General features: G+C 63.6%; 22 protein-coding genes. 13 read left to right on the top strand and 9 right to left on the bottom strand.

Annotated elements, in window-relative coordinates; all coding sequences use genetic code 11:
• Nucleotides 1–8: 8 nt before the first annotated feature.
• The 3 genes from VWY60_RS17140 to VWY60_RS17130 all read right to left on the bottom strand — a co-directional run bounded on the left by VWY60_RS17140 (nucleotide 9) and on the right by VWY60_RS17130 (nucleotide 3,185).
• Nucleotides 9–971, bottom strand: a complete 963-nt coding sequence (locus VWY60_RS17140; RefSeq protein WP_340546135.1) for a DMT family transporter — start codon at nucleotides 969–971, stop codon at nucleotides 9–11.
• A gap of 109 nt (nucleotides 972–1,080) precedes the next feature.
• Entirely contained in the window at nucleotides 1,081–2,454 is a 1,374-nt protein-coding gene (locus tag VWY60_RS17135) for an L-serine ammonia-lyase (protein ID WP_416535053.1), read from the bottom strand.
• On the bottom strand, nucleotides 2,454–3,185 hold the full coding sequence (locus VWY60_RS17130; protein WP_416541254.1) for a glutathione S-transferase family protein: 732 nt from the start codon (nucleotides 3,183–3,185) through the stop codon (nucleotides 2,454–2,456). The genes VWY60_RS17135 and VWY60_RS17130 overlap by 1 nt, the downstream gene beginning before the upstream one ends.
• A 200-nt stretch (nucleotides 3,186–3,385) precedes the next feature.
• Between VWY60_RS17130 and VWY60_RS17125 the strand changes: the two genes are divergently transcribed.
• The 7 genes from VWY60_RS17125 (at nucleotide 3,386) to VWY60_RS17095 (ending at nucleotide 10,684) form a co-directional block, all read left to right on the top strand.
• Nucleotides 3,386–3,778, top strand: a complete 393-nt coding sequence (locus VWY60_RS17125) for a hypothetical protein (RefSeq protein ID WP_416541253.1) — start codon at nucleotides 3,386–3,388, stop codon at nucleotides 3,776–3,778.
• Nucleotides 3,779–3,954: 176 nt separating this feature from the next.
• Entirely contained in the window at nucleotides 3,955–4,743 is a 789-nt protein-coding gene (gene rpiA / locus VWY60_RS17120) for a ribose-5-phosphate isomerase RpiA (RefSeq protein ID WP_340546131.1), read from the top strand.
• Nucleotides 4,744–4,782: 39 nt separating this feature from the next.
• Nucleotides 4,783–5,295, top strand: a complete 513-nt coding sequence (locus VWY60_RS17115; protein ID WP_416541252.1) for an AAA family ATPase — start codon at nucleotides 4,783–4,785, stop codon at nucleotides 5,293–5,295.
• Nucleotides 5,296–5,445: 150 nt separating this feature from the next.
• Nucleotides 5,446–6,801, top strand: a complete 1,356-nt coding sequence (gor, locus tag VWY60_RS17110) for a glutathione-disulfide reductase (protein ID WP_416541251.1) — start codon at nucleotides 5,446–5,448, stop codon at nucleotides 6,799–6,801.
• 68 nt (nucleotides 6,802–6,869) lie between these two features.
• A complete protein-coding gene (gene hflK / locus VWY60_RS17105) occupies nucleotides 6,870–8,024 on the top strand; it encodes an FtsH protease activity modulator HflK (protein ID WP_061049028.1) in 1,155 nt (384 codons plus the stop codon).
• Complete coding sequence (gene hflC, locus VWY60_RS17100; RefSeq protein WP_340546129.1) at nucleotides 8,024–8,914, top strand: protease modulator HflC; 891 nt, start codon at nucleotides 8,024–8,026, stop codon at nucleotides 8,912–8,914. Before hflK ends, hflC begins: the two co-directional genes overlap by 1 nt.
• A gap of 255 nt (nucleotides 8,915–9,169) precedes the next feature.
• Nucleotides 9,170–10,684: a Do family serine endopeptidase gene (locus tag VWY60_RS17095; protein ID WP_416541250.1), complete on the top strand. Its 1,515-nt coding sequence runs from the start codon at nucleotides 9,170–9,172 to the stop codon at nucleotides 10,682–10,684.
• Nucleotides 10,685–11,301: 617 nt separating this feature from the next.
• On the opposite strand, the gene VWY60_RS17090 is transcribed toward VWY60_RS17095, so the two are convergent.
• Nucleotides 11,302–12,054: a Crp/Fnr family transcriptional regulator gene (locus VWY60_RS17090; protein WP_340546127.1), complete on the bottom strand. Its 753-nt coding sequence runs from the start codon at nucleotides 12,052–12,054 to the stop codon at nucleotides 11,302–11,304.
• 39 nt (nucleotides 12,055–12,093) lie between these two features.
• On the bottom strand, nucleotides 12,094–12,669 hold the full coding sequence (locus VWY60_RS17085) for a peptidoglycan-binding domain-containing protein (RefSeq protein ID WP_416539085.1): 576 nt from the start codon (nucleotides 12,667–12,669) through the stop codon (nucleotides 12,094–12,096).
• 333 nt (nucleotides 12,670–13,002) lie between these two features.
• On the opposite strand from VWY60_RS17085, the gene VWY60_RS17080 reads away from it, so the two are divergent.
• The 3 genes from VWY60_RS17080 to VWY60_RS17070 all read left to right on the top strand — a co-directional run bounded on the left by VWY60_RS17080 (nucleotide 13,003) and on the right by VWY60_RS17070 (nucleotide 16,162).
• Nucleotides 13,003–13,326, top strand: coding sequence for a 2Fe-2S iron-sulfur cluster-binding protein (locus tag VWY60_RS17080; protein WP_340546125.1), 324 nt, complete (start codon nucleotides 13,003–13,005; stop codon nucleotides 13,324–13,326).
• Complete coding sequence (locus VWY60_RS17075; RefSeq protein WP_416541249.1) at nucleotides 13,326–14,195, top strand: FG-GAP repeat domain-containing protein; 870 nt, start codon at nucleotides 13,326–13,328, stop codon at nucleotides 14,193–14,195. Before VWY60_RS17080 ends, VWY60_RS17075 begins: the two co-directional genes overlap by 1 nt.
• A 191-nt stretch (nucleotides 14,196–14,386) precedes the next feature.
• Complete coding sequence (locus VWY60_RS17070) at nucleotides 14,387–16,162, top strand: DUF1217 domain-containing protein (protein WP_416541248.1); 1,776 nt, start codon at nucleotides 14,387–14,389, stop codon at nucleotides 16,160–16,162.
• A gap of 316 nt (nucleotides 16,163–16,478) precedes the next feature.
• Here VWY60_RS17070 and VWY60_RS17065 read toward each other — a convergent pair whose 3' ends face one another.
• The 3 genes from VWY60_RS17065 to purD all read right to left on the bottom strand — a co-directional run bounded on the left by VWY60_RS17065 (nucleotide 16,479) and on the right by purD (nucleotide 19,824).
• A complete protein-coding gene (locus tag VWY60_RS17065; protein ID WP_416535136.1) occupies nucleotides 16,479–17,093 on the bottom strand; it encodes a LuxR C-terminal-related transcriptional regulator in 615 nt (204 codons plus the stop codon).
• Nucleotides 17,094–17,314: 221 nt separating this feature from the next.
• Nucleotides 17,315–18,196, bottom strand: a complete 882-nt coding sequence (locus tag VWY60_RS17060; RefSeq protein ID WP_340546122.1) for a bestrophin family protein — start codon at nucleotides 18,194–18,196, stop codon at nucleotides 17,315–17,317.
• Between the two features lie 362 nt (nucleotides 18,197–18,558).
• Entirely contained in the window at nucleotides 18,559–19,824 is a 1,266-nt protein-coding gene (gene purD / locus VWY60_RS17055; protein ID WP_416541247.1) for a phosphoribosylamine--glycine ligase, read from the bottom strand.
• A gap of 134 nt (nucleotides 19,825–19,958) precedes the next feature.
• On the opposite strand from purD, the gene xseA reads away from it, so the two are divergent.
• Nucleotides 19,959–21,551 carry an exodeoxyribonuclease VII large subunit gene (gene xseA, locus VWY60_RS17050; RefSeq protein WP_416541246.1) on the top strand — a complete coding sequence of 531 codons (1,593 nt, stop codon included), beginning with the start codon at nucleotides 19,959–19,961 and terminating at the stop codon, nucleotides 21,549–21,551.
• Nucleotides 21,552–21,570: 19 nt separating this feature from the next.
• On the opposite strand, the gene VWY60_RS17045 is transcribed toward xseA, so the two are convergent.
• A complete protein-coding gene (locus VWY60_RS17045; RefSeq protein ID WP_340546119.1) occupies nucleotides 21,571–21,984 on the bottom strand; it encodes a hypothetical protein in 414 nt (137 codons plus the stop codon).
• A 250-nt stretch (nucleotides 21,985–22,234) separates the two neighbouring features.
• Here VWY60_RS17045 and VWY60_RS17040 point away from each other — a divergent pair, with 250 nt between their 5' ends.
• Both VWY60_RS17040 and ftsY read left to right on the top strand, forming a co-directional pair.
• Nucleotides 22,235–22,912: a lysoplasmalogenase gene (locus VWY60_RS17040; protein ID WP_416541245.1), complete on the top strand. Its 678-nt coding sequence runs from the start codon at nucleotides 22,235–22,237 to the stop codon at nucleotides 22,910–22,912.
• A 125-nt stretch (nucleotides 22,913–23,037) separates the two neighbouring features.
• A complete protein-coding gene (gene ftsY / locus VWY60_RS17035) occupies nucleotides 23,038–24,252 on the top strand; it encodes a signal recognition particle-docking protein FtsY (protein ID WP_416541244.1) in 1,215 nt (404 codons plus the stop codon).
• The last annotated feature ends 21 nt before the right edge of the window (nucleotides 24,253–24,273 follow it).

Genomic DNA, 24,273 nt, shown 5'->3' with positions numbered 1-24,273 from the left:
CTGGCGGGTCAGACGGCCGGCTGTTCCGGCGCGATGGGCGGGTCGCGGGTGAGCAGCGCAGCCCGCTCGGCGGCACTCTTGCGGGATTGGATCTGACGCTCGCGCAGGATCACGAAGAGACCGGCCGCAACGGTGATCACAATCCCTAGGGCGGCAATGCCATTGGGGAGGTCGGCAAAGATCCACCAGCCAAACAGCGCGGCCACCGGAATCTCCAGATATTGCATCGAGGCGAGAGTCGCGGCAGGCGCGTAACGCAGGCTCCAGGTCATCAGCAGATGGGCGGCGGTGCCGAGGCTGCCGATGGCGGCCAGCAGCCCCCATTGTTCGGCGCTTGGCGTCACCAGCGACAGGGCGGGGATGTCCGTGACCTGTCCCAGCAGCAGCACCGGCAGCAGCATGACACAGGCCATGGTGCCGGAGACCGCCTGAAGGCCAACCGGATCGGTGTCCTTGGCGATCTGGCGGGTGACCAGCATGAACAGGGCAAAGACCACGGCAACCATCAGGGGCCAGAGCGCATGCAGGCCAACGGCGGCAAAGCTCGGCTGAATGACCAGAAGCGTGCCGCCAAAACCGACGATGCAGGCCAAGAGGCGCATCATGCCGACCTCTTCGCCAAGTACGTATTTGCCCAGCAGCAGCATGATGAAGGGCATCACAAAGGCGATGGCCACCGCATCCGCAAGCGGCAGGTATTTGAGGCCGGTGAACATCGCGCCGATGCCCGCGATATGCAGCAGGGTGCGCAGGAAGGTAAGCCAGAGCACGCGGCCCCGCATCCGCCACAGGCGCCCGGTGGCCCAGATCAGCGGCACCAGCAGCAGGACCTGCGCGGCAAAGCGGACAAACAGCAGCTGCCCCAAGGGGATATGAGCGCCCAGCAGTTTGGCCACCGCGTCACCCAAGGGGGCGACGATACAGAAGCCGAGCATGAGCAGGATGCCTAGTGAGGGGCGGTCATGAGTCATAACGCCACGCTAGGCGTGGTGGCGGGGGGATGCAAGTAGGGGTTGAGCCCGGCTGCGAAACCCCTGCGTGGACCGGGCCGCTATGGGCCCGATCCTGTGGGATTATGGTTCAGCAGTTCGGCACGTTCACGGCGAGGCCGCCGAGGGAGGTTTCCTTGTATTTGTCGTGCATGTCGGCGCCGGTCTGGCGCATGGTCTCGATACAGGCGTCCAACGGCACGAAGTGCTGGCCGTCGCCGCGCAGGGCCAGCGACGCGGCGGAGACCGCCTTGATCGCCGCGAGGCCGTTGCGCTCGATGCAGGGGACCTGGACCAGGCCTTTGACCGGATCGCAGGTCATGCCGAGGTGATGTTCCAGCGCGATCTCGGCGGCGTTTTCCACCTGCTCAGGCGTGCCGCCCATCACCGCACAGAGGCCTGCGGCGGACATCGCGGCGGCGGAGCCGACCTCGGCCTGGCAGCCGGCCTCGGCGCCGGAAATGGACGCGTTGTATTTGACCAGCCCGGCAATGGCGGCGGCGGTCAGCAGGAAATCCTCAACATGGGATTCGGACGCGCCCGGCACGTGGTCGAGATAGTAGCGGATCACCGCCGGCAGGGTGCCTGCGGCGCCATTGGTGGGGGCGGTCACGACCTGACCGCCGGCGGCGTTTTCTTCGTTCACCGCCATCGCATAGACGCTCATCCAGTCATTGATGGTGTGCGGCGCGTTGATGTTCATGCCGCGTTCAGCCAGCAGCGCATCGTGAATGCCCTTGGCCCGGCGGCGCACCTTGAGGCCGCCGGGCAGGATGCCGTCGCGCTCCAGTCCGCGGTTGATACAGTCGTTCATCACCTGCCAGATGCGGGCGGTGCCTTTGGTAAGGCTCTCTTCGCAGCCGCGCGCGATTTCGTTGGCGCGTTTCATCTGGGCGATGGATTTGCCGCTGGCCTTGGCCATCTCCAGCATTTCGGCTGCGGATTTGAACGGGTAGGGGACGGGATCGCCTTCGTCGGTGGCCTTGCCTGCGGCCAGCTCTTCCTCGGTGAGGACAAAGCCGCCGCCAATGGAGTAGTAGACCTGTTTCAGGATCACGTCGCCCTGGGCATCGGTGGCCATCAGGATCATGCCGTTGGCGTGGCCCGGCAGGGCGTGATCATAATCGAAGATCATGTCGGCCTTGGGGTCGAAATGCAGCGCGCCCAGACCCTCGGGGTGCATTTTATGGGTCTTGTCCAGCTCCGCCAGAAAGGCCTCGGCCTTGGCGTCGTCATAGTCATGAGCGACAAAGCCGCCAAGCCCGAGGATGGTGGCGCGGTCGGTGGCATGGCCGACACCGGTGAAGGCAAGCGAGCCATGCAGCGAGGCGCGCAGCCCGTGAAAGTCGAAGGGCGAGGCGCGCATCAGGTCCAGAAACTTCGCGGCGGCCACCATCGGCCCCATCGTGTGAGAGGAGGACGGGCCAATGCCCACTTTGAACATGTCGAAGACGGAGAGAAACATTAGGTCGCTGATCCTTCTGGCGGCTGCGCGAGATGTGGCTGTGTAAACGGGGTCGGGCCAAGGCCTTCGGCCCTGGCGGCAGTAACTGTGCTGGCGCGGGTCTCAAGCCGGGAGAGCAGCCGGGCGAGGTCCGGGGTGTCGCTCAGCCGGAACCAGCTGCGGTCGCTGTTGCGCGGATAGAGCGCCATCCAGCGCATCATACAGGCCAGATAGAGCGCAAGTGCGCTGGGACCGGCGCGATCATCGCTGGCGGAGGGACCGATGAACAAGGTCGGCGCGGTTGCGCAGGCGGCGTCCAGATTGCGCAGATGCGCCGCGATGCGGACCTTTAGCATGGCCTGAAGCCGGCGCTGGTCGTCCGGCGCCGCACCGATGTATTTTTCAGGGTAGAACAACATGCGCAGATCGGCATGAAGCGTGTTGGAGGCATGAAACAGCCACTTCAGGAAGGCGGCGCGCTGCGGGCTGTCGGGGGCGGGCACCAGCGCCGTCTCGGGGTGTGTGTCGCCCAGCCACAGCAGGATGGCGGCGGTTTCAAAGATCGCACCGTCGGGGGTCTCCAGCACCGGGATCAGCCCGGTGGGGTTGAGCGCACGATAGGCAGCGCTATTCTGCGCACCGGCGCGGCGGTCGACCAGCGCGGTGTCATAGCTGAGGCCCATCTCTTCCAGCGCCAGCCGGATCACCAGCGAGGCATTGTCGGGGGCGTAATGCAGGCGATACTTGTCCATCGTGGAACCATTCTAAGATCTCCGCCGCCATGGGTAACGCCCGTTTCCGACGTTTCCAATAGGAAACACGCAGTTTGCGTAGAAGCTGGCACAGGTGGCGGCGCGAATGATGCGCCGGACGGTTGAATTCCCGATGTCCGTGATCCTACTGTGCGGCGCAATATGCGGAATTGGCTGCAAGGATAAACAGGTGAGAGCGGATGTCGCGCCCTTCTTTTGATGACCTGACAGAGGCCCAGAAACTGCGGTTCGGCAATGGGGTTGGCCCCTATTGGCTGCCGGATCGCCTGCGGGCGCTGATTACCGACACCGCAAGCTGGTTTTTCTGCGACGCCAGCTGGCGGCACCATGATTTCGGCTATGCGGTGGGCGGTGATCGCTGGGACCGGGCGCGCTGCGACTGGAAGTTCTTTGTCGCGATGCTGCATGACGCGGTGACACAGCGCTGGCCCCTGGCGCTGGTGACGGTGCCGACGGCCCTGCTGTTGAGTGTGCTGTTCTATCTGGCGGTGCGGATCGGCGGGCAGTTCGGATCCTTCGACTACCGGGAGGAATACGCGACGCTTGCCGAGATCCTGAACACATCGCGCTGACCTGCCACGATCGTCTGGCCAGATATCCTGCCGGGTATCATGCCCGTTTTTCTGCCCGTATTCTGGAACTGCATTTTATGCCCGTGTTGCGAAAACGTGCGCGCGGGCGCTGGCCTCTCGCGCCGGGGGTGGATTAGGCTTATACCACCAGAAGATAGCTTCAGGGAGATGCTGCCATGACAGGAGAACTATCGCCTATCGACAAGGCCAAGTTCGTTGCCGCCAAACGGGCAGCGGAGATGGTCGAGGACGGGATGCGGGTTGGGCTCGGGACCGGGTCGACGGCGGCCTGGCTGGTGCGTTGTCTGGGTGAGATGGTGCAGACCGACGGGCTGCGGATCAAGGGTGTGCCGACCTCGCGCCGTACGGCGGAGCTGGCGCTGGAAGTGGGCATCGAGGTGGTCTCGCTGGATGAGGCGAAATGGCTGGATCTGACCATTGACGGCGCTGATGAGTTCGACCGGGATCTGAACCTGATCAAGGGGGGCGGCGGCGCGCTGTTGCAGGAAAAGATCGTCGCCACTGCTTCGGACCGGATGGTGGTGATCGCCGACAAGGCCAAGGAAGTCGAGACGCTCGGCGCCTTTCCCTTGCCGGTGGAGGTGATCCCCTTTGGCTGGCAGACCACGCAGGCGCTGCTGGAGGAGACACTGGTGGCGATGGACGTGATGGGCCGCAAGACAACGCTGCGGATGAACGGCGATGCGGCGCTGGTGACCGATGAGGGCAACCATATTCTGGATCTGCATCTCAACCGGATCGGCAATGTGCGGCAGATGGCGCTGGTGCTGAACCAGATCCCCGGCGTGGTCGAGAACGGGCTGTTCGTAGATATCTGTGACACCGTGGTGGTCGGCTATGGCGATGGCAGGGTCGAGGTGCGCGACATCAATGAGGGCACGGTGGAAATCGACCGGCTGGATTTTGTCGAGACCGAGAATCTGTTCACGGATCTGATGGATTGAGGTGAAAGCAGCTTTGTTTTGTCCTGATCGGCGGTAACCATGTCTCAATCCCAAGCGAAACCTTCGGCGCCCATGCTTCACCTGCTCTGCGGAAAGATCGCGGCTGGAAAATCCACGCTGGCCTCGCGTCTGGCAGCGGAACCTGCGACTGTCCTGCTGGCAGAGGATAACTGGCTGGACGGTCTGTTCGCCGATCAGATAGCGTCACCTGCGGATTACATGCGCTGCGCGGCAAAGCTGCGTGCTGTCATGGCGCCGCATGTTGCATCGCTGCTGAAGGCCGGGATCTCGGTCGTGCTGGACTTCCCTGCAAATACGATCGACACCCGCGCCTGGATGCGGGATCTGCTGGATCAGACCGGCGCCGCCCATCAGCTGCATCTGCTGGATGTCCCCGATGATATCTGTCTGGAGCGTCTGCGGCTGCGCAACGCCGGGGGAAAACACCCCTTTGCAGCAACCGAAGCGCAGTTTCACCTTTTCAGTAGCTATTTTGCCCCGCCAACTCCACCGGAGGGGTTTAATCTGGTGATACATCGCGCTGCTGAGTGATCCGGCCGGCCTCTTCACGCGCTTTTCACGGTTTCGCGACTAAACCGCCCTTGGGCATAACAATCAGGGCGCAGTGTCCCCACCTGCGAGACTGGCAATTACCTCTGCGCTATGGGATACCTCGCGCAAGATATGAGAAGGGCGACTTATATGAGCTTTGATTACGATCTCTTTGTTATCGGCGGCGGCTCCGGTGGGGTGCGTGCGGCGCGGGTGGCTGCGCAGCAGGGCGTGAAGGTGGCCCTGGCCGAGGAAGACCGTTACGGCGGCACCTGTGTGATCCGGGGCTGTGTGCCGAAGAAGCTGATGGTGTTTGCCAGCGAATACGCAGGGATGGTCGAGGACGCGCAGGCCTATGGCTGGGATCTGTCGCCCGGCAGCTTTGACTGGGATCGGTTCAAGACCAAACTGCACGTCGAGCTGGACCGGCTGGAAGGGATCTATCGGAACATCCTGAAAAACAACGAGGTCGAGACCTTTGATCAGCGTGCCAAACTGGCGGATGCCCATACGGTCGAACTGGCCGATGGCACCCGCAAGACGGCAAAACATATCCTGATTGCCACCGGTGGCTGGCCGATCACGCCGGAGTTCCCCGGCTCGGAGCTGGCGATCACCTCGAATGAGATCTTCCATCTGGAGAAACTGCCCGAAACCATGCTGATTGTCGGCGGCGGCTATATCGCCTGCGAATTTGCCGGCATCATGAACGGGCTGGGGGTCAAGACCACGCAGTATTATCGCGGTGCGCAGATCCTGCGCGGCTTTGATGATGAGGCACGCGGGCTGATCTCCGAAGAGATGTGCCAGTCCGGTATTGATCTGCATCTGGGCACCAATGTGCTGGAGATGCGCAAAGAGGGCGACAAGATCTGGGTGAAAGCGACCAATGGCGATGAGAACCTGTTCGATCAGGTGATGTTCGCCACCGGACGCAGCCCCAATGCCGACAACCTCGGCCTGGAGGATCTGGGCGTTGCCCGTGATCGCGCGGGCGCCATCGTGGTTGACCAGTACAGCCAGACTGGCGTGCCCTCGATCTATGCGGTGGGGGATGTGACCAACCGGGTGAACCTGACACCGGTCGCCATCCGCGAGGGCATGGCCTTTGTCGAGACGGTGTTCAACGGCAATCCGACCAGCCCGGACCATGACCTTATACCGACGGCGATCTTCACCCAGCCGGAAATGGGCACCGTGGGGCTGAGCGAGGAAGCGGCGGCAGAGCAGGAGGAGATCGAGGTCTATGCGACCTCCTTCAAACCGATGCAGCAGGCCTTTGCCGGGCGGGCGCAGCGGGTGCTGATGAAGCTGATCGTCTCCAAGGCTACGCGCAAGGTGCTGGGATGTCATATTGTCGCCCCCGGCGCGGGTGAAATGATCCAGCTGGCTGGCATCGCCGTAAAAATGGGCGCAACAAAAGAAGACTTTGATCGCACCGTGGCGGTGCATCCGACGATGTCGGAAGAGCTGGTCACGATGAAGACACCGGTGCGGACGGCTTGATTTTTCAGGCAGAACACACAGGTAGAACACCAAGCCGCGATGGGCGGCAAGATAGGGATTGGACACATATGGCGGGCAATAATGGTGGCCCCTGGGGGGGCGGCGGCTCTTCTGGCGGCTCAGGCAACAGAGGCAACAACCAGGGCGGTGACGACAACCGGGGCGGCGGACGTCGTCCTGATGAAGGTCAGATCCCCGAGATCGACGAGCTGGTCAAGAAAGGCCAGGAGCAGCTGCGCGTTCTGATGGGCGGTCGCGGTGGTGGCACCGGCGGCGGCGGTCGCGGTGGTGCTGGCGGCGGCGGTGGCCCGCAGCTGACCAAGGGCACCCTTGCGCTGGGCGCGCTGGCTGCGGTTGGCTTCTGGGCTTTTGCCAGCTTTTACACGGTGAAGCCGGAGGAACAGTCGGTTGAGCTGTTCCTTGGGGAGTATTCCGCAACCGGGCAGCCGGGCCTGAACTTCGCGCCCTGGCCGCTGGTGACCAAGGAAATCCTGCCGGTGACCCGTGAGCAGACCGAAGACATCGGCGTCGGTGGCGGTATCAGCTCCGATGCAGGGCTGATGCTGACCGGCGACGAGAACATCGTCGATATCGACTTTCAGGTGGTCTGGAACATCAATGATCCGGCGAAATACCTGTTCAACCTGCGCGATGCCCGCACCACGATCCGCGCGGTGTCGGAATCGGCAATGCGCGAGATTATCGCCCAGTCCGAGTTGGCGCCGATCCTGAACCGGGACCGGGGCGCGATTGCCTCGCGTTTGCAGGACCTGATCCAGTTCACGCTGGATGACTATGACAGTGGGATCAACATCATCCGGGTGAACTTTGACAAGGCCGACCCGCCCGCATCGGTGATCGCGGCGTTCCGGGATGTTCAGGCGGCTGAACAGGAACGTGACCGGCGCCAGAACGAAGCGGATGCCTATGCTAACAACGCGCTGGCCGAGGCCCGTGGTCAGGCGGCGGAACTGCTGGAGAAAGCCGAAGGGTATCGTGCACGTGTCGTGAACGAAGCCCAGGGTGAAGCCAGCCGTTTCTCTGCGGTTCTGACCGAATATGAAAAGGCCCCGGATGTGACCCGCAAGCGTCTTTATATCGAGACCATGGAGAAGGTGCTGAGCCGCGTCGACAAGATCATCCTGGATGAGCAAACCGGCGAAGGACAGGGCGTGGTGCCATATCTGCCGCTTAATGAACTGCGCCGTGGAGGAAGCAACTGATGCGTAAATCAACTCTCTTGCTGCCCGCGCTGGTGATTGTGGCGATCACTGCACTGTCGTCGGTGTTCATCGTCGACGAGCGCGAAAAGGCGCTGGTTCTGCAGTTTGGCCGGGTTGTCTCGGTCAAGGAAGAGCCGGGGCTGGCGTTTAAGATCCCGCTGATCCAGGAAGTGGTGCGTTATGACGACCGCATTCTGAGCCGGGATATCGACCCACTGGAAATCACCCCGTCGGATGACCGCCGTCTGGTGGTAGATGCCTTTGCCCGCTATCGGATCACCGATGTGAACCGGTTCCGTCAGGCGGTGGGTGCCGGTGGTATCGCAACGGCTGAAAACAGGCTGGACTCGATCCTGCGGGCGCAAACCCGTGAGATTCTCGGCTCTGTCAGCTCAAACGACATCCTGTCCTCGGACCGGGCGGCGCTGATGCTGCGGATCCGCAACGGGGCTATCAGCGATGCCCGTTCATTGGGGATCACCATCATCGACGTGCGGCTGAAGCGGACCGACCTGCCCACCGAAAACCTCGACGCGACCTTTGAGCGGATGCGGGCGGAGCGTGTGCGCGAAGCGACCGATGAGCGTGCCCGTGGTAACGAGGCCGCCCAGCGGATCCGGGCGCAGGCTGACCGGACCGTGGTTGAGCTGGTCTCAGATGCGCAGCGCGAAGCGGAGATCATCCGCGGTGAAGCGGACGCCGAACGCAACGCGATCTTTGCGCAGGCTTATGGCGCGGACCCGGAGTTCTTTGAATTCTACCGCTCGCTCAATGCCTATGCGACCTCGTTGCAGGCCGGGAACTCCACCATGGTGCTGTCGCCGAACAATGAGTTTTTCAACTATCTGAAATCCTCAAGCGGCAAACCGGCAGCGGCTGCGCAGCAATGATCGGCCCGCAGAAGCTTTGCGTGGATTGACGAGACATCAGACAGGGGCTGGCCGTGAGGCTGGCCCCTTTTCTGTAAAAGCTTCCCCGGCGGCAGCTCACCGGGTTTCACTTCGAATTGAATACGTGCAACATTCGTTGTGACGGTTCTTGGAAAGACTACATTAACGCCCATGACCCGCAGCGGATCCAGAGGCGCCCGCCCGCCCAGGCCCGCCGCAGGATATGGAATATGGCGACAACTAAGGAGTAGTTTCGTGCAGCCACAGGCAAAGAACAACACAATCAGCGGCGCCCGCGCCCTTGCCCGCGCCCCCGCGCAGCAGGCGACGCAGTGGCGCCTGCTCTGGCTGGCCATGATCAGCACCCTGATGGTGCTGGCGCAGGTGGCCATCGCCCAGGCCCGGCCTGAAAGCCTGGCCCCGCTGGCCGACAAGGTGAGCCGGGCGGTGGTGAATATCACCACGACAACTGTTGTTGAGGGACGCACCGGTCCGCAGGGCATCGTGCCCGAGGGCTCACCTTTTGAGGATTTCTTTCGGGAGTTTCAGGACCGCAACGGCGATCAGGGCGACCGTCCGCGCCGCTCTTCGGCGCTGGGATCGGGGTTTGTGATTTCTGAAGATGGCTATATCGTCACCAACAACCACGTGATCGAAGAAGCCGATGAGATCGAGATCGAATTCTTCCCCGGTGAAGGCCAGCCGTCGCAGCCGCTGCCCGCAAAGGTGGTTGGCACTGACCCCAACACCGATATCGCGCTGTTGAAGGTCGATGCGCCGATGCCGCTGACCTTTGTCAAATTTGGCGACAGTGATCTGGCCCGCGTTGGCGACTGGGTTGTCGCGATGGGCAACCCGCTGGGGCAGGGCTTCTCGCTGTCTGCCGGGATCGTGTCAGCGCGCAACCGCGAGCTGTCGGGGTCTTATGACGACTATATCCAGACCGATGCGGCGATCAACCGGGGCAACTCCGGCGGACCGCTGTTCAACATGGATGGTCAGGTCGTCGGTGTGAACACGGCGATCCTGTCGCCCAACGGCGGCTCGATCGGGATCGGTTTCTCGATGGCTTCCAATGTGGTCAGCAAGGTGGTGAACCAGCTGAAAGAGTTCGGCGAAACCCGCCGCGGCTGGCTGGGCGTGCGCATTCAGGATGTGACCACCGATGTGGCCGAGGCAATGGGGCTGGACAGTGCCAAGGGCGCGCTGGTGACCGATGTGCCGGAAGGCCCGGCGAAAGAGGCCGGCCTGTTGGCAGGTGATGTCATCCTGTCCTTTGACGGGGTCGATGTGAAGGACACCCGCGGTCTGGTGCGTCAGGTCGGCAATACCGAAGTCGGCAAAGCCGTGCGGGTGCGGGTGTTCCGCGAAGGCAAGACCGAAACCCTGCGCGTGACCCTCGGCCGTCGCGAAGATGCGCAGCGCCAGAGCACGCCTGCCGCTGGTGATGACAGCGCGCCGGATATGGCGGAGAAACAGCTGCTGGGTCTGACCGTCAGCCGTCTGAGCGATGAGCAGCGCAGCGAGCTGAACGTGCCCGATGGCATGGATGGTCTGGTGATCACCTCGGTGGATGAAAGTTCGGAAGCCTGGGAAAAAGGCATGCGTGCCGGCGATCTGATCACCGAGGCGGGCCAGCAGAAACTGACCTCGATCAGCGAGCTGGAAGCGCGCATCGACGAAGCCAAGGAAGCCGGTCGCAAGTCGCTGCTCTTGCTGGTGCGCCGTGCCGGTGAGCCGCGGTTCGTGGCGCTGAACCTGTCGGAGTGATCCGTCAAGGGCCGCCCGTCGGTGGGCGGCCCGATCTGTCCGGTCACCTGCCACAGACAGGCCGCAGACAGGCGCCTGACGTGCGCGTAAGGCAGATACCATAACAAGCAGATACAATAACAAAAGGGCCGGGCAGGGATGCTCGGCCCTTTTGCGTGGATCATCACAGGGTGGCGAAATTGCCCCCGGCCCACAGGTCCGGCGTGTCACGGACTCACGCCGACGGGAGGCGTCTGCACATGGGTCCAATGACCCCAGGCACCCCCCAGGCACCTTCTGTTCGATCCAACAAGCTGTTCGTAGATATCCGCCGCCCCAGATGGCGCATTGGTCCCCGGTTGCGCCCGGCGGATGTCCCTGGGTCCCGTCGAGCCATGTGCCGTGACACATGGCTCTTGATGGGACAGGATGCCGTTGGGATGGAACGGATAACGGCATCCTGTCATGACCATGCCCTGCCCGGAGCGGTCTGGTCTGTAACCCAGTTCACAATGGATTAAGATTTGTCCGATTGCCGATCCCGCGCGCGGCGTGCTCCCCGGCTGGCGAGGGCAGTCTTTGGGAAAAGGTGCGTGGGGAGGATCCGGGGCCTGCGGAGATCCGAGCCTGCGGCTTTGTCAGCCGATGTCGGGGTCCGACAGCAGCCGCAGCGCAGCCCGGTCGCGAATGGTAAGACCGCCACGGCTGATGTCGATCACATCGCTGCGTTTCCACTGCGACAGGGTTTTGGACACCGCCTCGCGGGTGGCGCCGACAAATTCAGCCAGCTCGCTCTGTGACAGCGACAGCCGCCCGTCGCCGCCTTCGGTGGTGAGATACAGCAGTTTGCGCGCCAGCCGCACCGGCATCGGCAGAAACACCTGTTCGCTGTATTGCGTGTTCATCCAGCGCATCCGCTGACCAGCGAGGCGCAGCAGATCTCCGGCGAGCGAGGGATGGTGTTGCAGCTTGGCGAGCACGTCGCCGCTGCGCAGTCGGCGCAGGCGGCTGGGCTCCAGCGCGGTTGCGGTCGCGGTGCGGGGGCCGGGGTCAAACAGGGCGATCTCGCCGAAGACGGCACCGGGGCGCATGATGTCCAGCGACAGTTTGCGCCCGGCAGAGGACAGGGTGGAGAATTCAATCGCGCCACTGACGATGGCATAGAGCGCGTCGCCCTCATCCCCCTGTTCAAACAGTTCTTCGCCAGCCTGCAGGAGGACTTCACTGGCCTGGCTGTCAAGCATTTCCAGCAACCGGTCGGAGGCACCAGAGAGGAACCCGCGGTCGGGCAACAGCCATTTGCGGCGGGCCGAGGAGGCCGCGCGACCGGTGCTGTTGCCGGAGGAGCTGCCCGAACTGTGCAGGGCACCGGTGGCTGGCGATGGGCTCATATCAGACCTTCGGTGCTAGGGGACGGGGCGGGGCGGGGATCAGTTCTCAACGGCTACCAACCCCAGTCTGCGGGCGCTGACCAGTGACAGCTGGTCATTGTCAAACCCGTCGCGTTCCTGAAATTTGCGCACGGCGGCGCGGGTGTCGCGATCCAGGATGCCGGTGATTTGGCCTTGGTAGAGGCCACGCACCGCCAGGGCACGCTGGACCGAGCCGACGAATTGCGGTGTCATATCCACCGGGCAGGGGGTTTCAAACCAGCTTTCGCGGCGCGGGCGCACGATATCCTGTCGGGTCTCGCGGCGAAACCGCGCCGGTTCCAGCACCTGCCCGTCGGCGGCGGTTCTGGCCGGTCGGGTCATCACCTGAACGGTGACGGTTTCGATCACGGCGGGTGTGGTATGGGTGCCCCAGCAGCTGCCGGGGGCAGCGCCGGGCGGGGCGGCGGGAGCATTGCGCGACACCTGCAGGCTGCTGCCACCGGTCTGTGGCGCGGTACAGGCCGCAAGCAGCATCACCAGCCCCGCCGTGGCCGGCAGGACTGTGCCTCGGCAGATATGCCGCAAAAAGGCCTGCCCCAGCCAGGGCCCGTGCGGGCGCAAGAGGTCAGACATGAACAAAGTCCCCGTGTCGAAACACCTGTGTCGAAATACCGGCAGCCGTGATGCCGGGATGGCCCCGCGTCGGAGCGCATCCGGGGCTAGGCTACCGCAGTTCGCGCCCCAGCGCAAAGCCCCGTTATCGCCGGGCCTGTTGGTGTGCTATGCTCTGATGGCTCAGCTGAGGCGCGTGACCGGCCACCAACCCAAAGGGGGAGGACGCAGGGAGGGCGGGGGCCTGGTGCAACGCGGTGCAGGAGTTTTGCCCCGCGGGTGGTTTCTGACTGGCGCGGTGGCCAGCGGTTGGCTACAACCTCGGACGCAACGCGAAAAAGGATGCAGCTGACGATGGCAAAGATCACTTATGTCGAACACAATGGTGCCGAACATGTTGTGGATGTGGCCAATGGCCTGACCGTGATGGAAGGGGCGCGCGACAACAATATTCCCGGGATCGAAGCGGATTGCGGCGGCGCCTGCGCCTGTTCGACCTGCCATGTCTATGTCGATGCCGCCTGGGTTGAGAAGCTCCCCGCCAAGGACGACATGGAAGAGGATATGCTGGATTTCGCCTATGAGCCGGATCCCGCGCGCTCGCGTCTGACCTGCCAGATCAAGGTGACGGATGATCTGAACGGTCTCGTGGTGCATATGCCCGAAAAACAGATCTGATGCGGCTGGGGCCGCAGGCGCGGCGTCATCTGTGGCGCGCCTGGCCCCTGTCTCGACGCCGCGCAGGTCAGGCGCTGCGCCCGTGGCGGGCGGGGTCCGGGGCGGGCCCTGCCATTCCTGGCGCATTGGCGCGGGCGATCTGTGCAGGCGGGCTGCTGTCCGCAATGGTTTCGGCTGCGGCGGCGCAGGATCCGCTCCGGCTGACGAGTGCTGAATTCGCCGCACCCACCGCGCATTATCCGCATGGGGTGCTGGGCGATCACATCGAGTATTCGGCCCTGGTGGTGCAGGACAGCCGGGGCACCCGCCATCGTGTGGCCCTGCCGGTCGCTGGCGCGGTCTTCGAGGACCTGGCGCCACGGCTCTGGGATGTGACGGGCGATGCGCTGCCGGAGGTGGTGGTGGTCGAAAGCGATCCGGGCAAGGGCGCGCAGCTGGCGATCTATGGTCTGCATGACGGGGCGCTGCGCAAGATGGCAGCGACGCCGCATATCGGCACGAGATTTCGCTGGCTGGCCCCGATCGCGGCGGCTGATCTGGATGGCGACGGCCATATCGAGATCGCCTATATCGACCGTCCTCATCTGGCGAAAACCCTACGGATCTGGCGCTATCGCGACGGTGCGCTGCATCAGGTCGCACAGCGGTCCGGGCTGACGAACCATCGCATCGGGGAGGGTTTTATCACCTCGGGGCTGCGGGACTGCGGCGATGGCCCGCAGCTGCTGACTGTGGACGCCGGGTGGAGCCGGATCATGGTCAGCACCCTTGTGGCAGGTCGCGTGATCAGCCGGGAGATTGGTGCATATTTGCCTGCGACGGGTCTGGCGGCGGCGCTGCGGTGCGAGGGGCCGGTTCAGGCCGACTGAGCGGGCAGGCGGCAGATGCTCGGCGCCGCTTCGGTAAAGTTGGGTTTATTTTCTTGCCGGCTGTTGCCGCAGTGCGCCCCTGCGTTGCAGATTTGTTCACCACTTTGCGCGTATTCTCTTGATTAAGACACCCCCCGGATTGCGCTGTCGCAGCCGGTGGCGGAACCCGTTTGCAAGCAGGAGACAGGCGCGTGACCTTTTCACCCTATGTGCTGGGAACCGGTATCGCCGGATGGAATTTTCTGGACCGAACCCGCGCCCAGCAGCAGGAGATTTTTGAAAAATCGCCGATCATTGATCGCGCGGTGCAGGACTTCACGCGGAAAATCGACAATATCCAGACCGCCGATCAGCTGCTCGGCGACTATAACGTGCTGAAGGTTGCCCTGGGCGCCTTTGGTCTGGAAGAGGACATCAACAACCGCGCCTTCATCAAGAAGGTGCTGGAATCAGATCTGTCTGAACCCACCTCTTTTGCCAGCCGGCTGAACGACAGCCGCTATCTTGGTCTTGCGCAGACCTTTGGCTTTGGCAGTGAGAGCGGCCCGCAGCTGCCGAGCACAAGCATAGAAAAACCCTATGTGACGGTCGCCAGCCCGGAGGATCTGCTGTCGAACCAGACCCTGCTCAATCAGGCTCTGGATGACTTTGGCCTGAAGAAATACGCCGGTAACGAGTTCTTTCTGATGCGGGTCCTGGAATCCGATACCACCGATCCGAACTCTTTTGTGAACCGGCTGAGCGATACGAAACTGGCGGATTTTGCCAAGGCGTTCGAATTCAACCGGCCGCCGGATTACAGCACCAGCATGGAGGCGCTGGTGGGCGAATTCCTCGCCGTGAACGATGGCAATGGTCCGGCCAATGCGGATGAGCTGCTGGCAAATGAGGATCTGCTGAAGGCAGTCGTCGACAGTTTCGATCTGGAATATACCAACTCGATCTTCCTCAAGCGGATGCTGGAATCAAACCCCTATGATCCGGAATCGCCCGTCAACCAGCAGGAGGATCCGCGCTATCTGGCGATGTCGCGCGCCTTTGGTTTCGGGATCCCCGATATCAACAGTTTCACCAGCCCCGACGAGCTGCTGTCGCAGCCTGAGCTGCTCGCGGATGTGCTGGAGCAGTTCAACCTGAGCAACCCCGGCGAGGATTATATCCGTGATGTGCTGGTGTCCGATCTCTCGGACCCAAGCTCTTTTGTGAATCAGCCCGGAAATCTTGCGTTCTATAACTTTGCCGAGGCGTTTCAGAACGAATGGCCCACCGCGCCAAGCCGGATGAAGGTGCTGGCCGATGAGGTCGACGGTAAATTGGCGGGCTATGAGCTGCCACGGCGGTTCGTATTTGATTTCGATGCCTTTGAGGCGGGGCTGGATGTGTTCAACATCAGCGAGCGGGAACTTGATTTTGACGTGATGATCAGGGCTTTTGAATCGGATCTGTCCTCCGAAATTTCTTATGCAAACCTGCACCGGGATCCGAATCTGAAGGCCATGGCGCATGCCTTTGCTTTTAACCCCGGTACCAATGACCGCACCTATCCCGCTGGTTTCGCTGAGGAGATCGCTGGCCTCTACAAGGATCGGAATTTTGAGGCCGCCATCGGGGAGAGTGACCCCAACATGCGCCTTGCCCTTGCCTTGGAGCGCGAGCTGCAAGCGATCGCGGATGCCGGTGGCAGCGAAGATGCCCATTGGTTCGGCATCATCGGCTCACCGCCGCTGAAAGCGGTGTTTGAGACGGCATTGGGCCTGCCATCCAGCTTTGGCCAGCTGAACGTGGATCGCCAGGTCGATGAGATGAAAGAACGTGCGCAGTCGTCTTTTGGCACCAGCCATCCGGCGGATCTTCTGAAGCCTGACAAGCTGGACGAGTTCAGAAACCGCTTCCTGCTGCTGAGCGGGCTGAACAGTGATCTGGCGTCGAGCGGCTTCAGCGATCCGGTCTTCACGCTGTTCCGATAGCGCGCGGGCATTGCGACAAAGGTGCCGGGCCAGCGTCGGCCCCTGCGGTCACCCTTCGTGACATTGGCGCCTTACCCGGTACGATCAGGGACGCGGGCTGATCTGATCGGCCCGGCCTGCGGAATTTGTGCCGACGCTCGGCCCCGTGATCGACTTCGGCAGCATGAGGCGCGATCTTTGCCGGAACCGGAACCGGAACCGGAACCGGAACCGGAACCGGAACCGGGGAGGGCTATGGCGGATCAACCCGCGCCCAGCCCGTGACAGCGGTTGGATCTTGCGGGCCCCGGCGCGATTGCAAGCGCATTTCACGCGGTCACGGGCTGGGCGTGCCCACCACATGGGCGCCGTCGATGTCACCCAGAGAGGAGAAAAGCGCGGCGGTATTGCTGACGCCGACCTTCTTCAACAGCCGGGCGCGATGAACCTCGACGGTGCGGTAGCTCAGCTCCAGACTTCGGGCGATTTCCTTGCTGGTCTTGCCTTCGCACAGCAGCGAATAGACCTCGCGTTCGCGCCGGGTCAGGGGCTGATAGGGCCGGGATCGGGACAGATCGGCAAAGCTCCAGACCGCGCGTGCCAGCGGCTCTTGCGGTGTGAAGCTATGGCCACGGACCCGGACCCAGAACAGGCTGCCGTCCTTGCGCCGCATCACCCGTTCGTCCCAATAGGGCGCGCCGGCTCCCAATGTGTCATTTCCCCGGTTGCGCAGGTTGAGAAATTCTTCCTGCGATGGATAGAGAAACGCAAAGAGCTGATCTAGTAGGTCCAGCCGGGTGTAGCCGAACATCTCGCAGAACCGCCGGTTGCAGTCGCGCAGGACGCGGTTTTCGGTGACAACGATCCCCACCGGCAGGAAATCATAGGCGAGCTGCATCAGGTCACGGGTGGCAAAGAGCTGGTCGAGCGTCTCGACGCCGGGATCGCCCATGGGCGCTGTGCCGACGTCGAGGCCGGGGCGGGGCTGCTGGCTATTGGCCGTCATCTGGTCCTGCTGTTCCTGCATATGTCCTGCCTGTCGCGGCGACCGCAGCTCCGCGGCAGGGCTGAGCCTTCGGGAGCGGGGGCGGTCGCTGTTACAAGGATCTTAGCGGAGTGAAGGCAGCGTGAAAACAGGTGCTTGCCAGCCGGCATGCTGATCCTGTCGGCGTGTCAGGAGAGGTAATAGTCGATCGGTTGCAGCGGTGGCGGTACCTCCTCGCCCAGCTTTGGGGCCAGGCTGCGTTCAACGGTCCGGCAGATGGCATCCAGCGGCAGGCCGTTCACCGTTTCGCCAAAGGGGTGAGACAGCTCCTCGGTCACCTCCGCAAGGCCGAAGAAGACATAGGCGACAATGCCGACGAAAATCGGTGTCAGCCAGCCCGCGCTGTCGATCAGCGCAAAGGGCAGCAGCAGGCAATAGAGGTAGGTCGTGCGAAACACCAGCAGCGAATAAACATAGGGCAGCGGCGTGGTGGCAATGCGTTCGCAGCCCGCCTGAGCCAGCGCCATGCTGGCGGTGCGTTCGGCCAGCGCCTTGCGGGCAAACCCATCGTCGGCGGCTGTGGCCAGCGTCGCGGCAAGGGCGTCGAGCGCTGCGCAGGGCGGATGTGGCGCGGTGGTGAAATCGTCGCCTGCCCAGCGGGTTGCGGCGCTGGTGTCGCGTTCTTTGCGCAGGTTGATGCGGTGCAGATGCAAAAACGCAAGGGCCAGCCGCAGGATCCGGCGTCGGCTCTGCGGGTCGGCAACAAACAGGTCCACCTCACGGCTGAGGCTGCGCAGGTCCGCGACCAGCTGTCCCCAGAGCTTGCGGCCTTCCCACCAGCGGTCATAGGCGGCATTGTTGCGAAACCCCAGAAACAGCGAGAGCGCGATGCCAAAGACCGCAAAAGGCGCGGCATTGGTATGGGGCAGGCGGGTGATATCGGCGTCAATCCACAGCACCAACGCCGACAGGGCGGAGAGGCCGAGGATACGGGGCAGAATGCGGGGCAGGACAGAGCCGCGCAGCGCAAACAGCAGCTGCATCAGGCCGGGTTTGTCGCGTAGGATCATCGAAAGTGAACTCCGCTTCGCTCAAAGGCGGGACTAGGGCAATTGCGCAGCTGCCTGACGGGGGATCCGAGACCGGGAACTGAGAGTGCCGGTCCCGAAAGGGGAGGCTCGCCTTGGCGCGCCTGCAACCTAGGGCCCGCCCCACCGCTGCACGTGGCCGAAAACGTCAGACTGGGGGGAGTTTGCGCGGTGTCCTGTCGGATTCGACCGGGCGGGTCTGGACAGCCCGGCGTGCGGTATCCTCACTGGGCGTCGGGGCTTGCCGCTTGCGCCGCCGGGCGCAGCAGCGCCCGGCCATGCCCAACTGTGTTGAACCATCTGTGATGGTTCTGAAACAGACGGGAGTGCCTGCTCGGCCGGTCTTACTTCAGCGCGCGCCAGCCGATGTCGCGGCGGAAGAAGCCCTGCGGCCAGCTGACACCCTCCACCATCGCATAGGCGCGGTCGCGGGCTTCTTGCAGTGAAGCGCCACGGGCGGTCACGTTCAGCACCCGGCCGCCAACGGCGAGCACCTTGCCGTCCTGTTCCTTGGTGCCCGCATGGAACACCATATTGCTGTTGTCTTCGGGCAGCGCGTCCAGGCCTTTGATCTCGGTGAATTTTTCGTAAGATCCGGGATAGCCCTCTGCCGCCATCACCACGGTGATCGCATGGTCATCGGCCCAGTTTACCTGCGCGTCACCCAGGCGGCCCTCGGCGGCGGCCTGCATCAGGTCCAGCGCCTGGGCGCCGAGGCGCATCATCAGCACCTGGCATTCCGGGTCGCCGAAGCGGACGTTGTATTCCACCAGCCGGGGCTGTCCGTCCTTGATCATCAGACCCGCATAGAGCACGCCCTGATAGGGCATCCCGCGTTCCGCCATCACCCGCATAGTGGGCTTCACGATCTCTTCCATCGCCTTTGCTTCGACCTCAGCCGACAGAACCGGCGCGGGAGAATAGGCACCCATGCCGCCGGTGTTGAGGCCGGTGTCGCCTTCGCCGACGCGCTTGTGGTCCTGCGCGGAGCCGATTGCCAGCACGTCCTCGCCATCCACCAGCACAAAGAGGGAGGCCTCTTCGCCTTCCATGAATTCCTCGATCACCACCTCGGCGCCCGCACCGCCGAAGACGCCGCCGAACATGTCGTCGATGGCGGCCATGGCCTCCTCCTCGGTCATCGCGATGATGACGCCTTTGCCTGCGGCCAGACCGTCGGCCTTGACCACTGTGGGCACGCCGTGCTCGCGCACATGCGCCTTGGCGGCGTCCGCGTCGGTGAAATGGCCGTAGCCTGCGGTCGGGGCGTTTGCCGCGTCGCAGATTTCCTTGGTGAAGCTTTTGGAGGCTTCCAGTTTTGCGGCGGCCTCGGAGGGGCCGAACACCAGAAGGCCCGCCTCGCGCAGCCGGTCGGCAACACCTGCGGCCAGCGGTGCCTCGGGCCCGACGATGACGAAGTCGATGGCGTTTTCCTCGGCAAAGCTCACCACGGTGCCGCCGTCCTCGATATCAAAGGTGGCGCAATCGGCGATCTGGGCGATGCCCGCGTTGCCCGGTGCCACGATCAGCTTGTCACATTTGGGGTTCTGCATCACCGCCCAGGCGAGCGCATGTTCCCGCCCGCCACTGCCGAGGATAAGGATGTTCATGTCCGTGTTCTCCGATCTGCCTGCACCAATGGCGCCGTCGGCGGTTGCCGGGGCTTGCCTTGCTTGCGGCGGGTTCTATGCTGCGCGCGACTTCAAAACAAGAACCACCTGTGACGCAGGAGAGCAGCCCGCCGATGTCCGACCTGTTTGACGATCCCACCCCGGCTGACCGGCCCGGGCAGAATGCCCCCGAATTCACCGTTTCGGAAATCTCCGGCGAGGTGAAACGCACGCTGGAGGGCACTTTCGGCCGGATCCGGGTGCGCGGCGAGGTGGGCCGGGTATTCAAGGCGCGGTCCGGACATCTTTACTATGACATCAAGGACGACCGCTCGGTGCTGGCCTGCACCACCTGGAAGGGGCAGATTTCCAGCCTTTCGGTGGTGCCGGAGGAGGGGCTGGAGGTCGTGGTCACCGGTCGGCTGACGGCCTTTGGCGGGCAGTCCAAGTACAACATGAACGTCGACGAGGTGGCGGTTGCCGGGCAGGGAGCGCTGATGGCGCTCTTGGAAAAGCGCAAGATGCAGCTGGAGGCCGAGGGGCTGTTTGCGCCGGAACGCAAGAAACCGCTGCCCTATCTGCCGCAGATCATCGGCGTGGTGACGTCGCCATCGGGTGCGGTGATCCGCGATATCCTGCACCGGCTGCGCGACCGCTTCCCGCGCAAGGTGCTGGTCTGGCCGGTCGCCGTGCAGGGCAAGGCCTGCGCGCCGGAGGTGGCCCGCGCCATCGACGGCTTCAACCGGCTGACACCGGGCGGCGCGCTGCCGCGGCCCGATCTGATCATCGTGGCCCGGGGTGGTGGCTCGATCGAGGATCTCTGGGGGTTCAACGAAGAAATCGTCGCCCGCGCCGCCGCAGCCTCGCAGATTCCGCTGATCTCTGCCGTGGGGCATGAGACGGATACCACGCTGATTGATTTTGTGTCCGACCGCCGGGCGCCGACACCGACGGCGGCGGCAGAGCTGGCGGTGCCGGTGCGGTTGGAGCTGATGGGCTGGACCGAAAATCAGGGCGCGCGGCTGGTGCGGTCTGCTGGTCTGGCGGTGCAGCAGCGGCGCCAGCGGCTCAATGATCTGGCCCGCGCGCTGCCCAAACCCGACACATTGCTGGAAACCCCGCGTCAACGGCTGGATCTGTGGGGGGACAAATTGCCCGATGCGCTGATCCGGGGGGTTGAGCGTCGCCGCCTGCGGCTGAGCGAGGCGGCAGCTGCGCTGCGTCCCAGCACCCTGCGCCAATTGGTCAGCACCCGTGGCGACCGGCTGCGCAACCTCTCTTCAAGGTTGAGCCTGCGCCCGATCCGGCAGGATCTAGTGCGTCAGCAGGACCGCCTCGGCCAGCTGGCCCAGCGGCTCGATACCGTGCAGGCACAGCGGTTGGACCGGCAGCGGCAACGGCTGGAGGCAACCGGGCGTCAGCTGGATATTCTGAGTTACAAGGCCACGCTGCGGCGCGGCTATGCGGTGGTGCGCAGCGGCGAGACGGTGATCACCCGCGCCGCAGAGGCGGCATCGCAGGCGCGGCTTCATATCGAATTTGCCGACGCCGAGATCGAGGTGACCCCAACCGTGACAACGACCGCAACAACGACCGCAGGTGGCGAAGCAGCCCCTGCCGTCAAATCCGATGCGGTCGCCGCCGCGCCATCGTCGGACGACCGGTCCAAATCCACCAGCCAGAAGAGCGACACATCAGACCCGGGGGATCAAGGCTCCCTGTTCTGAGCCGGCCTCTGGCGCGCGCTCAGACGCCGACGTCCGGGCCGAGGCAGAGCATCTCCTGGCCCAGCTCCTCCGCCTCGTAAAGCTCGGTTGCCTCCGGGTCGCCTTCGAACTGGGCAATTAACCCGTTGTCGCCAAATGAAAACTGCCAGCATTGCGGCGTGCCGATCTCGTCATAGACAAAACAGATCTGATCGGCCTGCGGATACCATTCGCCGTTTTGGCAGCGGCCATCCAGAAACGACCATATCACCCGGCGGTTGGGCAGATAGCGCTCAACCCCATAGGGCACGCCATCAAAACCGTAGAACAGGGTGCGGCCCTGGGTGTAGCGGTCGAACTGATCCGCTGTCAGAGGCGCACCGGCGGCGGCCGGACGGCCCTGCAGGGCGCTGCTCAACAGGATCGCCGAGAGAATCAGACAGAGCATTCGCATGGATCGACTGTGCCAGAGCCGTATCGCCCTGACCATGGTTTCCGCAGCGGGGGCGATGACAGGCAGAATCGCGCGATGCCTCGGGCACGGCGGCGCGGGCGCAGGGTTGCGCGGCGTCACCTTTGACCGGGGCCGGTGCGCTGGGCAACATCGGTGCGGAAAAAAGCCGCAGCCTCAGGTGGTTGCCCGGTGCAGATCGGTGCAGATCGGTGCGGCTGAGGTCATTGGCCAGAGCGAGGGAGAGAGTGGGATGCCGGAATTGGGAAACAGCCCTATGGGGGATGCGTTGATTGGCGCGGCGGCGCTATTTGCGCTTGTGTATCTGGGGCTGACGGCGCGGCCGACCAGCGTGTTGCGCAGCGCGACCAAGACCCTGGCGGTGCTGCTGCTGGCGATTGCCGCCTGGCTTGGCGGTGGGCCAGTGCTGCTGACCCTCGCGCTTGGGCTTTGTGCCATTGGCGATTTCTGCCTGTCGCGGGATGGCGAAGGCGCTTTCATGGCCGGGGTCGGGGCCTTTGCAGCGGGGCATCTGGTCTATGTGTTTCTGTTCCTCGGTCAGGACAGCAGCGAGGCCGCGCGGCTATTGCAGATGCCGCAGCTGATCGGCGTTGTGGTGCTGGCGCTGGCGGGCATCGCCATGGCGCGATTGCTGGCGCCGCGTGCCGGTGCCCTGAAAGCTCCGGTGCTGGCCTATGTACCGATCATCATCAGCATGGGGCTGGCAGCCCTGACCCTGCCGCTGGGGGGCAGTCTGCAAGGGCTGGCGCTGGTACTGCCTGCGGCGCTCGCCTTCATGGCGTCCGATATCGTTCTGGCCTTTGAAACCTTTGTGCTGACCGAGGATCACCCGGCGCGGCGGTTCACGCCCTATGCGGTCTGGCCGCTCTACTGGGGGGCGCAGGCGGGGTTTCTGCTGGCGTTTCTGTAGCGGCTTAGGCCGGCTCTTGCATCGGTTTTGTGGCAGCCGGCGCACCGAGGTGCTTTGCACTTGCCGCAAAACCGCATTAGGTGTCCGCGTGACAACTCGCACAGACCCAATATGCGGAGACCGACATGGCGTTTTTCTCAAAACTGAAGGACCGGCTGTTCAAGTCGTCGAACAAGCTTGAGGAAGGGCTTGATGCCATCGTCGAAGAGGGCGCGGCCGCACAACAGCCCACACCGGAGAAGACGCCCGAGGTGCCGCCATCCGCACCGCCTGTCGAGGTGCCGTCTGAACAGCCTGTTGAGGCACCAGAGGCGCCGCCAGTGGAGGTGCCGTCTGAAGCGCCGTCCGAGATCCCCGCAGAGACACCCGAACAGCCCGCCCGCAGAGCAGAGCCGATGGCGAAACCGGCGATGAAGCCGATGCCCGCGCCGACTCCGGACCCGGTTCCGGCAGCGCCTGGGCTTTTGGGGCGTCTGATAGGGCGCGGTATGGCGGATGAGCCGCGCCGCGCGCTGGATGACGACATGCTGGAGCAGCTGGAGGATCTTCTGGTTGCCGCCGACATGGGGGTCGATACCGCGCTGCGTGTCACTGCCAATATGGCCGAGGGCCGGTTTGGCAAGCGGCTTTCGACGCGTGAGATCAAGGAGCTGCTGGCCGCAGAGGTGGCCCGCATCATGGAACCGGTCGCCCGCCCGATGCCAATCTACCAGAAACGCCCGCAGGTGGTGCTGGTGGTGGGCGTCAATGGCTCCGGCAAGACCACCACAATCGGCAAGCTGGCCAGCCAGTTCAAGGCCGCGGGCAAGAAGGTGGTGATCGCCGCAGGCGACACTTTCCGCGCTGCGGCAGTGGAGCAGTTGCAGGTCTGGGGCGACCGTGCAGGTGTGCCGGTCCTGACCGCGCCCGAGGGATCGGATCCTGCCAGCCTTGCCTTTGATGCGATGACACGGGCGCAGGAAGAGGGGGCGGATCTGTTGATGATCGACACGGCCGGCCGCCTGCAGAACCGCGCCGATCTGATGGAAGAACTGGCAAAGATTGTCCGGGTGATCCGCAAGAAGGACGAGACCGCGCCGCATAACACCCTGCTGGTTCTGGATGCCACCACCGGGCAGAATGCGCTCAATCAGGTGGAAACCTTCCAGAAACTGGCCGATGTGTCGGGGCTGGTGATGACCAAGCTGGACGGCACCGCCAAGGGGGGTGTGCTGGTGGCGCTGGCGGATAAATTCGGCCTGCCGATCCATGCCATCGGTGTGGGCGAGCAGATCGACGACCTTGCCCCGTTTGATCCCGAAGAATTTGCGGCCGCCCTGACCGGGCTGGAAACCTCCTGAGCCGCGCGCGCCAGCCGCATC

It is taken from the genome of Phaeobacter sp. JH20_26 (assembly GCF_048056275.1).
In the GTDB taxonomy this organism is placed as follows: domain Bacteria; phylum Pseudomonadota; class Alphaproteobacteria; order Rhodobacterales; family Rhodobacteraceae; genus Phaeobacter; species Phaeobacter bryozoorum.
Note: the sequence above shows the minus strand (reverse complement) of the source record. Positions and strands in the feature narration are given on the sequence as shown.

Coding starts and splice junctions, on each gene's coding strand:
- VWY60_RS17140 (WP_340546135.1), bottom strand. CDS start 971: ATGACTCATGACCGCCCCTCACTAGGCATCCTGCTCATGCTCGGCTTC.
- VWY60_RS17135 (WP_416535053.1), bottom strand. CDS start 2,454: ATGTTTCTCTCCGTCTTCGACATGTTCAAAGTGGGCATTGGCCCGTCC.
- VWY60_RS17130 (WP_416541254.1), bottom strand. CDS start 3,185: ATGGACAAGTATCGCCTGCATTACGCCCCCGACAATGCCTCGCTGGTG.
- VWY60_RS17125 (WP_416541253.1), top strand. CDS start 3,386: ATGTCGCGCCCTTCTTTTGATGACCTGACAGAGGCCCAGAAACTGCGG.
- rpiA (WP_340546131.1), top strand. CDS start 3,955: ATGACAGGAGAACTATCGCCTATCGACAAGGCCAAGTTCGTTGCCGCC.
- VWY60_RS17115 (WP_416541252.1), top strand. CDS start 4,783: ATGTCTCAATCCCAAGCGAAACCTTCGGCGCCCATGCTTCACCTGCTC.
- gor (WP_416541251.1), top strand. CDS start 5,446: ATGAGCTTTGATTACGATCTCTTTGTTATCGGCGGCGGCTCCGGTGGG.
- hflK (WP_061049028.1), top strand. CDS start 6,870: ATGGCGGGCAATAATGGTGGCCCCTGGGGGGGCGGCGGCTCTTCTGGC.
- hflC (WP_340546129.1), top strand. CDS start 8,024: ATGCGTAAATCAACTCTCTTGCTGCCCGCGCTGGTGATTGTGGCGATC.
- VWY60_RS17090 (WP_340546127.1), bottom strand. CDS start 12,054: ATGAGCCCATCGCCAGCCACCGGTGCCCTGCACAGTTCGGGCAGCTCC.
- VWY60_RS17085 (WP_416539085.1), bottom strand. CDS start 12,669: ATGTCTGACCTCTTGCGCCCGCACGGGCCCTGGCTGGGGCAGGCCTTT.
- VWY60_RS17080 (WP_340546125.1), top strand. CDS start 13,003: ATGGCAAAGATCACTTATGTCGAACACAATGGTGCCGAACATGTTGTG.
- VWY60_RS17075 (WP_416541249.1), top strand. CDS start 13,326: ATGCGGCTGGGGCCGCAGGCGCGGCGTCATCTGTGGCGCGCCTGGCCC.
- VWY60_RS17065 (WP_416535136.1), bottom strand. CDS start 17,093: ATGGGCGATCCCGGCGTCGAGACGCTCGACCAGCTCTTTGCCACCCGT.
- VWY60_RS17060 (WP_340546122.1), bottom strand. CDS start 18,196: ATGATCCTACGCGACAAACCCGGCCTGATGCAGCTGCTGTTTGCGCTG.
- purD (WP_416541247.1), bottom strand. CDS start 19,824: ATGAACATCCTTATCCTCGGCAGTGGCGGGCGGGAACATGCGCTCGCC.
- xseA (WP_416541246.1), top strand. CDS start 19,959: ATGTCCGACCTGTTTGACGATCCCACCCCGGCTGACCGGCCCGGGCAG.
- VWY60_RS17045 (WP_340546119.1), bottom strand. CDS start 21,984: ATGCGAATGCTCTGTCTGATTCTCTCGGCGATCCTGTTGAGCAGCGCC.
- VWY60_RS17040 (WP_416541245.1), top strand. CDS start 22,235: ATGCCGGAATTGGGAAACAGCCCTATGGGGGATGCGTTGATTGGCGCG.
- ftsY (WP_416541244.1), top strand. CDS start 23,038: ATGGCGTTTTTCTCAAAACTGAAGGACCGGCTGTTCAAGTCGTCGAAC.